Here is a 12,533-nt window from a genome sequence, read left to right as displayed (position 1 = left end):
GGTCTACTTCAGACCTTCCCTAGATCGAGGAAAACATGGCAGAAAAAGATATAGACCACGAGATAGCAATGGCAAAAGTCTACAAAAACAACCCTGGAGATCTAGCTGCCATGATTACTGCCTTCATAAAAGAGGGCGCAAGCTTAGAAGAGTGGAAAATACTAATTCGCCAAATTATAGCAATTAGAACAACAAAAGGCCGCAACCAAACCAATGATCGCGACCGCGATAAATGAGATATTTAATCTCCCCCTCCAAAATTCAAAAGCCTCACAAAATTACTTACCAAAATTCACCCTTACGCTAATTACGCGCTGGCTATTTATTTGGCCGATTCTTGCCAATTGGGGATCAAACAGAGCTAAGTTAACGCCATCCCCGACCGAGCTTCGGTATAAAACCCCATCGAAACCGCAAACCTTCACATACTCACATAGAAATTGACTAGGCACATATTCAAATGCAGCGGATCGCGGAAGAACGGGCCTGGTTAGCTCATCACCTAGTCTCTCAAGAAACTCTATGTCGCTTCTGAGCATAGAAATCTCTGCTTCGTCGGACAATATAAATGGGGATACGCTAAGGCGAGGATGCCTCAAATCTATAAGTTTCAACCCAACTGGAATCTCATATGCTGCGATACAAGCAAGCTCTCCCGTGTGGGGCCTTATTTCAGAAATTGCAGTTAATTCAGTAGAGGCTAGATACAAGTAGGGTATACCGGCAGGGTTGGCCCTACCATGAGAAGCCAAATGCTTGGGGGGAGACCCCATCTCATTAGCAGGGAATGGGTCAGCACCACTTTGTATCCGAGCCCTGAACCAAAGAGCCGGAAGCTCATCTTGAGGCAAAATCAAAAAACTAAATAAGCGACTGAGACGCGACAGATTGATTTCGGTTTTTGGAAAATATCTGTTCTGATGAATTAACTCTTGACGAAGATCACTCCAGCGTTGAAGCGCATTCTCAGCAGCTAGATTAGATGACGGTTTGAATCTTTGCCTGACTACCTCTCCATCATCTAAAATATCGCTCAACAGCTCCTTAGAATGTGCGACATCCATACGTTCATGGGAGAATAGCCCCCAGTCATTTTTTAAAAGATCAACCAACCCTGAACCTGCGGGGTCGGTGACGTAGACCCCTCTGAGTAATTCGAAATGTTCTCTTAACTCCAGAGGCTCAAGCAACGGCTGATTTACGGATAGGCAGTAGCTGCAGTCTCCTGAACGTCTTGAAATTTCTGAGAACACGTTCCGCCTGAGATGCGAGTCACCAAAACAGACCGGGCAGCAGTACATATATTATCTTCCGTGAAAATAATTAGCCATTACTTCTATATGATGCTGCATGGACAATTTCTTGATGTAGCCTAGCCCTGGGAAATGGCCACGCTTATGCAAGTCAATGAACTCTTGCACCGCCCTCGTTCTATCTATCTTGGTATCTGGACTGGTAGCTTCAGCAACAAGCTTCCTTACAGCCTCTGCAAACTTTCCGGCGGGATCTGTCGGAGTCTCAAATCTATCAGATTTAAAGTGATGGATAAACATATCATCACCTTGATCATCATCAATAAAGGTTAGATGGATTGCGACAGCGTAAGCGGGGCCACCACCTTCTGAATACTCATCACCAACCATCAGAAAGTCGCCAAAGCCATCTGCGCCATCTTCCATGAAGGTTGTATGGAGATCAGAAAAAAACTCTACTTCTGGATGCAGACGATTTGCGCGTTTCTCGAACCCATCTTTGACTATGATCCGCTCAAATTCATTGAAGCTTCTTTGATATCTACGGTTAGTTTTTTCAAGAAATACATGAGCTACATCGTCATCAGTGGAAATCAGATTTAGGAGGTCTGCACCATCACGGAATCCAGCATGGATAAAAAGAACCCTCCGCCCATCGAGGGTTTCCAAGAGCTCTCTAATCTCTTCCAAATCCGTGCTTTCGCTGAGCAATATACCAGCAAACACAGCACTGCTCTGCTCATACGAGTCTTCTAATAACTCGAGGATAGAAGAAGAATCCCTTGAAAGCTCACCGTACTGAGGATTAACGACCAATACAATGCAACCACCAGCATCAATTACTGCATCAACAGTACGAACAACACCACTCAGCGACTCTTTAACTGGCTCGAGGATTGGGACAAACCCACGCCCGGCCATAATATCTGCACACTCACGAATTGCAATTAGATCATACTGCTTACCACGAAAATAAGGGTAGTACATGCTCCATTCATCCCCATTTCAATGCATCCATTAGAGGTGTATCCAATGCTCCGAGCAGATTTTCCTTTCCGCGTTTTTTCATCGGAACGGTCAGTGCAAAAACACTCAATGACCGGGGTACTTCCTGCAAGGACTCAGACATCTCAGACAAGCTTCTAGTTATCTTTAGAACTTTAACCATTTCATCATGCACCTGTGCCGAAGGTAGCCTAGAGAACTCTAACTCCAGCGCGTGATGCATTAGGGTATTAGGTAGATCTGGCACAGCGACACCTAAACGCTTTAGAATCACAGCCGCCTCTTTTTTTGTAATGCTATTGAATATAGAGACAGAATTAGTCCGTTCAGGATCGTTCACTCCTTTCCGAACTTTTGAGATTTGAAAACGCTCAGTGAGGACCGACACCCCGACAAAGTCTGGCACAGTATCTTGGACTGCCCTCAAGTGCTTTTCAGCACAAAGCACCGTGACTTCTGCAAACACTTCACTGTACGATGAGACTTGTGCACACAATCTATCAAGACGATCTCTCTCAGACTTAATCTCAAACGCATTTGAGGTTCCATTAAGCATCACGAGATCAGCCTTATTCCCACCTACTCTAAATTCATCAACGATAGAAGCTGTATTGAGGGAGTGAGAGCCCAGCAAGATTTTCTGAATGATAGCTGATTTATAAGCATATTCGTTCCGGAGGTCTGAGCGTTTCAAAAAATTGAAACACTCATCAAAGAATCTTCCGACACTCCATGGGCAGGTGCTTGCTTCGCGATAGATCTCATGCACCAGCCGCGCAAAAAGGGACGAGCGACCGTCTCTTACGAGTTCCCGAAAGACGGCAGAGGAGAAGATCCTCGCGATTGCCGCCTGAACGTGACTCTCTGCCTGCATGACGCTGTTCACCCCATCAAACTCTTCGATTATTCCTTTCTGACCAGCGGAAGGAAGCCCTATGCTGGTGTGGCCAGGATGCCATTATACCCCTTCCCTCATCACCTCGCTTCGGTACAATAGCGGTACGCTAGGCAGCTTGTCTAAATTTCGCTTACCTTCGCCAAACCCGCTTGCAGCTTGAGCTTGAGCTTCCTCCACCTTCGGTACCTTACGATAGGCTCCTGTTGGTTTGCGATCCGGCTAGGCGACTCATAATCCTTTGGTCCACGGTTCGAGTCCGTGTGGGCCCACCATCTTCAAAGCCGCGCATTGCGCGGCTTTTTCGTATCGGCTGCATGGGCGCATATTCTATGCAGCCTGATGCAACCGCACATTGAACAGATTCCCCCTGCTATAGCGCGCCAATGCCTTGGCGGCGGCCAGGACGCCGAGGTCTACCAGGGGTTCGAGCAGGATGACGCTCATATAGGCGAGGCCGAAGGTGCCGACGGCGGCCAGGTTTTCCGTGGTGAAGCCGTGGCCATAGAACGCCCAGAACGCTACCCAGGCGACGATACCGCCCTGATAGGCGGTGGAGAGTGCCAGTGCCTGTTTGTAGGAGGTATCGACGTAGGCGGTGCCTGCCGGAATGATGCGTTTGGCCAACTGGCTGATGGCCCACAGGGGCACCAGTAGAGTCGTGACGTTCATGCCGTACTGGGGCAGGTCGAAGGGCGCGAAGAGCAGGCCTTGCAACAGCAAACCGGCGGCCAGGCCGATGGCAGCGGCGCCCGCGCCGAACAGCAGTAGCAACGTGGAGCCGAGGATCAGGTGCACTTCCGAGACACCGACAGGGTGGTGCGGCAAGACCTCGAAGAAGCAGAACACCAGAACGGTGGTCAGCAAGCTGCGCAACAGCAGTGCAGTAGCGCCGCCATTGTCGCGGATAGCATCGCGTGCCAGTTTGACAGTCAGGCCAAGGCCACCCACTGCCGTCATGTAGCTGAGACCCAGTTTGGCGCCTTCGACGACGCCCGGTTCGATATGCATGTGATGTCCTTGCCGCGCCCACCGCGCGATCGTCAGGGGAAGAAAGCGAGCGTGATGCCCGTTCGAGCGGATGGCAGGTCTCCTGGCTCACGGCCTGCGCTTCGCTCCCTTCCCGGCTGGCAGGCCAGTGGCATATGAGCGTCGCTTACCGTTTACAGTTGCGGGGGCAGCCAGGGCATTGGCGTCTCATCGCCGCACCCTGTTCCCTTTTTACCGGCTCGCCACAGGCAAAACCGGACCATCGCGATAACCTTACTTGGCAACATTCTGAAAAGACAGGGGCGAATGGCCCTGCCCAGGGGCTTGCGGTTATCCGCCATCGCCGCAAATAACCATGCAGCATATGCACCTTATAAAACGATCTTAGACGTGCCTGGGCTAATGCCATTATCGTGCGCGCCTTGCGCGGCAGCCGGGTTCCGGAAGCCGATACCTCACACGAGATTCGCGCGCTGTTAAGGATGCCCCCATGCCGTTCGGCGATGACCTGCCGTTGATTTTTGTCGCCTGCCTGATGGGGTGGGTGCTGTTTGCGTTCGTACGCGAGAAGTGGAGCCCCGACCTAGTCGCAGGGATCGCGGTAGCGGTCCTGCTGGTCAGCCAGTTGCTCACGCCCCATGAGGTGCTGAGCGTCCTCTCCAACCCGGCGCCCGCCACCATCGCCTGCATGTTCGTGCTGTCAGCGGCGCTGGAGCGCACCGGTTGCATCGACACACTGGCCACCTGGCTCGGCGGGATCGTCGGTAGCAGCCCGACCCGCGTACTGATCGGCCTGACGGTAACCACGCTGGCGATCTCACCGTTCCTCAACAACACGCCGGTGGTCATCATCCTCACCCCGGTGGCCATCGCCCTCGCCCGCCGTGCCGGCATGGCCTCGTCCAAGGTGCTGATCCCGCTCTCGTACATCACCATCCTCGGCGGCACCATGACCATGGTCGGCACCTCGACCAACATCCTCGTCGATGGCGTGGCACGCAAAGCGGGTATGGAGCCGTTCGGCATGTTCGAGATCACCCTGCCCGGCATGGCCTTCGCCGCCGTGGGAGTGATCTACCTGCTGACCATCGGCCAGCGCCTGTTGCCCGACCGCGAGAGCCTGTCGCAGAAGCTGCGTCCGAACCTGGAACGCAATTTCATGAGCGAACTGCTGGTCCCCCACGACTCACCGATGATCGGCCTGAGCATCGCCGAGGCCCGCCTGAATGGCGACAGCGGCCTGCAAGTGCTGAAGCTGGTGCGTGACCAGGAAAGCATCAATTCCCCTTCGCGCGACACTTGCTTGCAGGGCGGCGACCTGCTGCTGTTGCACGGCCAGGTCAAGGACGTGGTGGAACTGCGCGCGGGCGGCAAGCTGGCGTTCAACCGGGGCGAGGATTTCGAGACCATCAGCAACAAGGACACCCTGCTGGTGGAGGCCATCGTCGGGCGCAATTCGCGTTATATCCATCGCCCCATGCGTGACCTCGACCTGCCGGCGCGCTACGGCATCGTGGTGCTGGCCGTGCACCGCCAGGACGAGAATGTGCAGGGCGACCTGGACGACTTCCAGTTGCAGTTCGGCGACGTGCTGCTGGTGGAAGGCACGCCCGGACAGATCAAGCGCTTCGCCGACAACGGCGACCTGATCAGCCTCAACACCGTGCAGGAGCGCGCCTACCGTCGTGAGAAGGCGCCGATCGCCCTGCTCGCGCTGGCCTCGGTGATGTTGCTGGCAGCTTTCGGCGTGATGCCCATCGAAGGGCTGGCGATCATCGCCGCCGGCGTGGTGGTCGCCACGGGTTGCCTGGACACCGAAGACGCCTACAAGGCCATCGACTGGAAGATCCTCAGCCTGATCTTCGGCATGCTGGCCATAGGCATCGCCATGGACAAGGTCGGCATGGTAACGCTCATCGTCAGTTACCTGATGGCCCAGGTGCCATGGGCCGGGCCGCTGTTCATGCTGTCGGCGCTCTACCTGTTCACGTCGATAACGACCGAAGTCCTGTCGAACAATGCAATCGCCGTCTTGATGACTCCGATCGCAATCGGCGTCGCAACGCACCTCGGCGTAGACCCTCGTGCCTTCGTCGCCGCGGTGATGTTCGCCGCCAGTGCCAGCTTCGCCACGCCCATCGGCTACCAGACCAACACTTTCGTCTACAACGCCGGTGGTTATCGCTTCAGCGACTTCATGCGCGTCGGCATCCCGCTCAATATCCTGATGTGGCTGGTGGCGATTGTCGTGATCCCGCTGGCCTGGCCGCTGGTTCCCGTCGCGGCATCCTGATCGGTCCAGATCATGGCAAGCCACTGCCATGATCTGGACGCCTGCCAAGCCTAGCCTTCGGACAACTTGCCCGGGCGTTCAGGCACTGTATCCGTAACCGCATCCTGGGCCATGGCCGCCCGCTCATCCTGCTGCTCGCGTTCCTGGGTGGCCTGCACCAGTTCCTCGGTCACACGGATTTCCGCGCCAACCGGTGACATCTGCGCGGCAGGCTCGAACGGCGCGACAGGGATGGGAGCCGGATGCGCCTTGCGACGCCAGAGGAAGAAGACTGCCAAGGCCAGGTTAAGCACGAAGAATGACCAGAACAGGCCATTTTCGCCGACGTGATTCATCACCGGCGCAATGATCAGCGGGCTGATGGCCGAACCGACGGAGTTGATCAGCAGCAACCCCTGGATCATCCGCACCAGTTCATCCGTCGCAGCGCCATCCGCCGAGTGGCTGACCGCCACCGGATAGAGCGCGAAGATACCGCCGCCCAGCAGGAAGAGCAGCACCATCAGCAGGATCTGGTTATCCGGCAACAGCAGTATCAACAGCGAAAGCACGGCACAGAAAATACTCAGCGCCACCAGCACCACTTGCCGGCTCTGTTTGTCCGACCAGCGCCCGACCGGGTACTGCAACACCATCGCACCGAAGATGACGCTGGCCATCAGTTGCCCGACCTGACTGACGCTCATACCGACGCGCTGCAGGTAGATCGGCAGCAAGGTGTAAACCGCCGCGATGGCGATGCCGGAGCCGAAGCAGCCGATCACCCCTGAAGGCGTCATACGCAGCAGGTGCCGGGGTGACAGCGGCTCGATGCGGCCTACTTCCGGCGAAACCCGGGGCAGGATCACCATCGGCAGCACCGACAGCGAACCCAGCATGCCCGCCACCATGAAGGGCGCCATCGCCCCCCAGGAATCGATCAGCCCCAGCTTCATCTGCCCGAGCATCCCCGAGCCATACAACGCGATCATGTAGATCGCCAGCAGGCGGCCACGCATCTTCTGGTCGCCAGCCAGCAGCAGCCAGCTCTCGACCACGAGGAAGATGCCGACGATCGCCCAACCGTTGATCAGGCGAAACAGGAACCAGGCCCAAGGTTCGAAGAACAACCCTTGCAGCAGGAAGGTCACTGCGGTCAGCGAGGCGAAGCTGCTGTAGGCACGGATATGCCCGATGCGGCTGATCAACCGATCACCGAACATCGAACCCAGGGCCAGGCCGATGAAATAGGACGATGACACGGCACCGATGACGGTGTCCGAGACACCGGACGCATCGAGGCGCAATGCAGTCAACGAGGAAATGAACCCATTGCCGAGACTGACGATGAACAGTCCCAGCAAAGGCCCCAACACTAACGCGAACAACTGCCGAGACACGATGGCCTCTCCTGACAGGAATGATGGATGGATTACGGCATGACGGTGGGCGTCGACGTCATCGGGAGCCTGGCAATTCCATGGAGGAATGCTGCCCGATTGACGGGCGGCAATGATACGACTGCCATTGTATGAATGACAGCGCTCACGGAGGCTCTACGGCGCATGTCTGACGACTGGTGCAGGGATGATCCGGCGCCTGCCTCTGTATGTTCCAGGTAAAACTTCCTGGCCCCTGACATACACTCCTGTACGCCTACTGGAATGAAGCCATGCATCAGGATGCCAACCCCATGACCATCGACCAGAATCCACTCCTCGCCCCTGTTCGTGCCGTTTGCTTCGACTGGGGCGGCACGCTGATGTCGGAACGCGGCCCCGCAGACATTCCCATGGCCCAGTGGCCAGAGGTCGCCCTTATCGAAGGCGCGCTTGAGTGCCTGCACGCGCTGGAGGGCAAGGTACCGCTGGCCATCGCCACCAATGCCTCGGCCTCGACACGCCCGATGGTCGAGGCCGCTCTGGCACGCGTGGGCATCGCACGGTATTTCAGTCATGTCTTCTGCTTCACGGAAATCGGGCACCGAAAGGACCAGGCCGCTTTCTGGCAGGTGGTGGCGCGCGAATTAGCGGTGCCGCTCGACAGTGTGGCCATGGTGGGCGACTCCTATGAGCAGGATGCCCTCGGCCCGAGCCGTTTCGGCGTGCAGAGTGTCTGGTTCAATCCCCTCGACCGGTCGCAGCCCGAAGGCAGCGCCACGCCTCAAGTGCAGGACTTGCCCAGCTTTTCGTCCTGGGTCCTGGCCCGGCTCCAGCCACAGGGCCTATAAAAAGAAGGCCCCGTATCGACGGGGCCTTGCAGCAGGAGCGGGCAAGCCCGCTCCCCGGTGAAGCCTCAGTGCCAGTCGCGCAGGTCCCTGTCCTTGGTCTCCGGCATCAGGAACAGGCCGATGAAGAACGTCATCACTGCCACGATGATTGGGTACCACAGCCCGTAGTAGATATCCCCGGTGGCCGCCACCATGGCGAAGGCGGTGGTCGGCAGGAAACCACCGAACCAGCCGTTGCCGATGTGATACGGCAGCGACATGGCCGTGTAGCGGATGCGTGTCGGGAACAGCTCGACCAGTAGCGCCGCGATGGGGCCATAGACCATAGTCACGAACAGCACCAGTACGGTCAGCAGCAGCACCAGCATCGGTTTGTTGATCCCATCCGGATCTGCCTTGGCCGGATAGCCAGCGCCACGGATGGCGTCGGTCATGCTGGTGTTGAAGGCATCGCTCTGGGCCTTGAACTGATCCGCCGGCAAGCCGGCTCCGGCGAAGGAGGCGATGGTGCGCTCGCCGATGCGAACGCTGGCGACGGTGCCGGCCGGCGCCGCTTCGTTCGAGTAGTTCACCGAATTGCGCGCCAGGAAGCCCTTGGCGATATCGCAGGACGTGACGAATTTCGCCGTGCCTACCGGATTGAACTGGAATGAACACTCGCCCGGGTCCGCGACCACGGTCACCGGCGACGACGCCTGTGCCTGCTCCAGCGCCGGGTTGGCGTAGTGGGTGATCAGGCTGAACAGCGGGAAGTAGGTCAGTGCCGCGACCAGACAGCCGCCGAGGATGATCGGCTTGCGCCCGATCTTGTCGGACAGCCAGCCGAACACGATGAAGAACGGCGTACCGATCAGCAGCGACAGGGCGATCAGGATATTCGCCGTGGCGCCGTCCACCTTCAGCGTCTGGGTCAGGAAGAACAGCGCGTAGAACTGGCCGGTGTACCAGACCACCGCCTGCCCCGCCGTACCGCCGAACAGTGCGACCAGCGCCACCTTGGCGTTCTCCCAGCGACCGAAGGCCTCGGTCAGCGGTGCCTTGGAGGTCTTGCCTTCTTCCTTCATGCGCTTGAATGCCGGACTCTCGTTCAGCGTCAGGCGAATCCACACCGAGATACCCAGCAGCACGATGGACAGCAGGAAGGGAATACGCCAGCCCCAGGCCGCGAACTCCTCCTCACCGAGCCAGGTGCGGGTGCCGAGGATGACCAGCAGCGAGAGGAACAGGCCAAGGGTCGCGGTGGTCTGGATCCACGCCGTGTAGAAACCGCGTCGGCCATGGGGCGCGTGCTCGGCGACGTAGGATGAAGAACGGCGTACCGATCAGCAGCGACAGGGCGATCAGGATATTCGCCGTGGCGCCGTCCACCTTCAGCGTCTGGGTCAGGAAGAACAGCGCGTAGAACTGGCCGGTGTACCAGACCACCGCCTGCCCCGCCGTACCGCCGAACAGTGCGACCAGCGCCACCTTGGCGTTCTCCCAGCGACCGAAGGCCTCGGTCAGCGGTGCCTTGGAGGTCTTGCCTTCTTCCTTCATGCGCTTGAATGCCGGACTCTCGTTCAGCGTCAGGCGAATCCACACCGAGATACCCAGCAGCACGATGGACAGCAGGAAGGGAATACGCCAGCCCCAGGCCGCGAACTCCTCCTCACCGAGCCAGGTGCGGGTGCCGAGGATGACCAGCAGCGAGAGGAACAGGCCAAGGGTCGCGGTGGTCTGGATCCACGCCGTGTAGAAACCGCGTCGGCCATGGGGCGCGTGCTCGGCGACGTAGGTCGCCGCGCCGCCGTACTCACCGCCAAGCGCCAGCCCCTGGAACAGCCGCAGGACCACCAGGATGATCGGCGCCGCCATGCCCCAGGCCGCGTAGGACGGCAGGATACCGACGATGAACGTGGACAGGCCCATGATCAGGATGGTGATGAGGAAGGTGTACTTGCGCCCCACCAGGTCGCCCAGTCGACCGAAGACGATCGCCCCGAACGGTCGCACCGCGAAGCCGGCGGCGAAGGCCATCAGGGCGAAGATGAAGGCAGCCGTGGGGTTGACCCCCGAAAAGAACTGCGCCGCGATGATCGCCGAAAGCGATCCATACAGATAGAAGTCGTACCACTCGAACACCGTGCCCAGGGAAGAGGCGAAAATGACTTTACGCTCCTCCCCTGTCATTGGCCTGGCCGGTTCATGTCCACCATCGGTCATTGCTACGCTCATGGCTGCCTCCACGACACCCTGTCGGCACGAGCGAAATCGCCCTGTACCCGGACGTCTTCTTGTACTTGTTCTGAGCGAAGGCTAGACGGGCCAATGAAAGTCATCACTAGACATTGGTCTAGTATTTGCGCGACGACCAAACTTCAACGGGGCGCAAGCCGCAAACGCCCGGTACAGGGGGCTTCGTCAAGGTTCATCCGGCCCGCCCGGAACGGCACGAAAACCCGCGGACCACCCCATATCCGGCACCTGCCGAGGCATATCCAAAGAACACTTCAATCTAATGGCGCTGCACCGTTATTGCTCTGAGTCATTGACCCATTGCCCGGGCTTTTCCATCCTGCATGCTTTCCAACCGCTCTCAGGAACAACAACAATGAAACCGGAAACCCTCGCCATCCACGCCGGCTACAGCCCCGACCCGACTACCCGCGCGGTCGCCGTGCCGATCTACCAGACCAGTTCCTACGCCTTCGACAGCACCCAGCATGGCGCCGACCTGTTCGACCTGAAGGTGCCGGGCAATATCTACACGCGCATCATGAACCCGACCAACGATGTGCTGGAACAGCGCCTGGCGGCGCTGGAGGGTGGCGTAGGTGCGTTGGCCGTGGCCTCCGGCGCAGCGGCGATCACCTACGCGGTGCAGACCCTGGCAGAAGTGGGCGACAACATCGTCTCGGTGGCCAAGCTCTATGGCGGCACCTACAACCTGTTCGCCCACACCCTGCCGCGCTTCGGCATCGAGGTGCGCTTCGCCGCGCACGATGACATCGCCGCCCTGGAAGCGCTGATCGACGACAAGACCAAAGCGGTCTTCTGCGAGTCCATCGGCAACCCGGCCGGCAATATCGTCGACCTGCAGGCGCTGGCCGAAGCCGCGCACCGCCATGGCGTGCCGCTGATCGTCGACAATACCGTGGCCACGCCGATCCTCACCCGCCCCTTCGACTACGGCGCGGACATCGTCGTGCATTCGCTGACCAAGTACATCGGCGGACACGGCAACAGCATCGGCGGCATCGTCGTCGACTCCGGCAAATTTCCCTGGGCCGAGCACAAGACACGCTTCCCGCTGCTCAACAGCCCGGACCCGTCCTACCATGGCGTGGTCTACACCGAAGCCTTCGGCCCGGCTGCCTTCATCGGGCGCTGCCGCGTGGTGCCGTTGCGCAATACCGGTGCGGCGCTGTCGCCGTTCAATGCCTTTCTCATCCTGCAAGGCCTGGAGACCCTGGCGCTGCGCATGGAGCGCCATACCGAGAACGCACTGAAGGTCGCCGAATACCTGCGCGATCATCCGCAAGTGAGCTGGGTGAAGTACGCCGGCCTGCCCGATCATCCCGAGCATCAACTGGCGCGGCGCTATACCGGCGGCAAGCCGGCGAGCATCCTGTCCTTCGGTATCCAGGGCGGGCAGGACGCCGGGGCGCGCTTTATCGACGCCCTGCAACTGATCACCCGGCTGGTGAACATCGGCGACGCCAAGTCACTGGCCTGCCACCCGGCCACCACCACCCACCGCCAACTCGACGACGCGGAACTGGAGAAGGCCGGCGTACCGCGCGACATGGTGCGTCTGTCGATCGGTATCGAGCACATCGACGATATCCTCGAAGACATCGCCCAGGCGCTGGAAGCATCCAAAGGCTGAAGCCAACCCAGTGCCACGGC

9 protein-coding genes, 2 pseudogenes and 1 riboswitch are annotated in these 12,533 nt (G+C 58.4%); of the genes and pseudogenes, 4 read left to right on the top strand and 7 right to left on the bottom strand.

Features of this window, described 5'->3' with window-relative positions; all coding sequences use genetic code 11:
- The first annotated feature begins 35 nt into the window (after window positions 1–35).
- Window positions 36–236, top strand: a complete 201-nt coding sequence (locus HW090_RS13800; RefSeq protein WP_179114055.1) for a hypothetical protein — start codon at window positions 36–38, stop codon at window positions 234–236.
- A gap of 42 nt (window positions 237–278) precedes the next feature.
- Here HW090_RS13800 and HW090_RS13795 read toward each other — a convergent pair whose 3' ends face one another.
- The 4 genes from HW090_RS13795 to HW090_RS13780 all read right to left on the bottom strand — a co-directional run bounded on the left by HW090_RS13795 (window position 279) and on the right by HW090_RS13780 (window position 4,164).
- Window positions 279–1,253: an RES family NAD+ phosphorylase gene (locus tag HW090_RS13795; RefSeq protein WP_218673540.1), complete on the bottom strand. Its 975-nt coding sequence runs from the start codon at window positions 1,251–1,253 to the stop codon at window positions 279–281.
- A gap of 51 nt (window positions 1,254–1,304) precedes the next feature.
- The gene (locus HW090_RS13790) at window positions 1,305–2,240 is read right to left on the bottom strand and encodes a sce7725 family protein (protein WP_179114053.1); all 936 of its coding nucleotides are present in this window, start codon (window positions 2,238–2,240) and stop codon (window positions 1,305–1,307) included.
- A 7-nt stretch (window positions 2,241–2,247) separates the two neighbouring features.
- Window positions 2,248–3,144: a sce7726 family protein gene (locus HW090_RS13785; RefSeq protein ID WP_179114052.1), complete on the bottom strand. Its 897-nt coding sequence runs from the start codon at window positions 3,142–3,144 to the stop codon at window positions 2,248–2,250.
- Window positions 3,145–3,483: 339 nt separating this feature from the next.
- The gene (locus HW090_RS13780) at window positions 3,484–4,164 is read right to left on the bottom strand and encodes an energy-coupling factor ABC transporter permease (RefSeq protein WP_179114051.1); all 681 of its coding nucleotides are present in this window, start codon (window positions 4,162–4,164) and stop codon (window positions 3,484–3,486) included.
- Window positions 4,165–4,218: 54 nt separating this feature from the next.
- Window positions 4,219–4,422, bottom strand: a riboswitch (cobalamin riboswitch).
- Between the two features lie 211 nt (window positions 4,423–4,633).
- On the opposite strand from HW090_RS13780, the gene HW090_RS13775 reads away from it, so the two are divergent.
- Entirely contained in the window at window positions 4,634–6,436 is a 1,803-nt protein-coding gene (locus HW090_RS13775; RefSeq protein WP_179114050.1) for an SLC13 family permease, read from the top strand.
- Between the two features lie 50 nt (window positions 6,437–6,486).
- On the opposite strand, the gene HW090_RS13770 is transcribed toward HW090_RS13775, so the two are convergent.
- Window positions 6,487–7,815, bottom strand: coding sequence for an MFS transporter (locus HW090_RS13770; protein ID WP_179114049.1), 1,329 nt, complete (start codon window positions 7,813–7,815; stop codon window positions 6,487–6,489).
- Between the two features lie 272 nt (window positions 7,816–8,087).
- Here HW090_RS13770 and HW090_RS13765 point away from each other — a divergent pair, with 272 nt between their 5' ends.
- Window positions 8,088–8,645 carry an HAD family hydrolase gene (locus tag HW090_RS13765; RefSeq protein ID WP_179114048.1) on the top strand — a complete coding sequence of 186 codons (558 nt, stop codon included), beginning with the start codon at window positions 8,088–8,090 and terminating at the stop codon, window positions 8,643–8,645.
- Between the two features lie 65 nt (window positions 8,646–8,710).
- Here the strand turns inward: HW090_RS13765 and HW090_RS13760 are convergent.
- Together HW090_RS13760 and HW090_RS17945 are read right to left on the bottom strand one after the other, a co-directional pair.
- Window positions 8,711–9,955 (bottom strand): annotated as a pseudogene (locus HW090_RS13760) (MFS transporter); the annotation flags it as partial.
- Between the two features lie 502 nt (window positions 9,956–10,457).
- Window positions 10,458–10,814 (bottom strand): annotated as a pseudogene (locus tag HW090_RS17945) (MFS transporter); the annotation flags it as partial.
- A gap of 421 nt (window positions 10,815–11,235) precedes the next feature.
- Between HW090_RS17945 and HW090_RS13750 the strand changes: the two are divergent.
- On the top strand, window positions 11,236–12,513 hold the full coding sequence (locus HW090_RS13750) for a bifunctional O-acetylhomoserine aminocarboxypropyltransferase/cysteine synthase (protein ID WP_179114047.1): 1,278 nt from the start codon (window positions 11,236–11,238) through the stop codon (window positions 12,511–12,513).
- Window positions 12,514–12,533: the final 20 nt, after the last annotated feature.

It is taken from the genome of Pseudomonas sp. ABC1, assembly GCF_013395055.1.
Lineage (GTDB): Bacteria > Pseudomonadota > Gammaproteobacteria > Pseudomonadales > Pseudomonadaceae > Stutzerimonas.
Note: the sequence above shows the minus strand (reverse complement) of the source record. Positions and strands in the feature narration are given on the sequence as shown.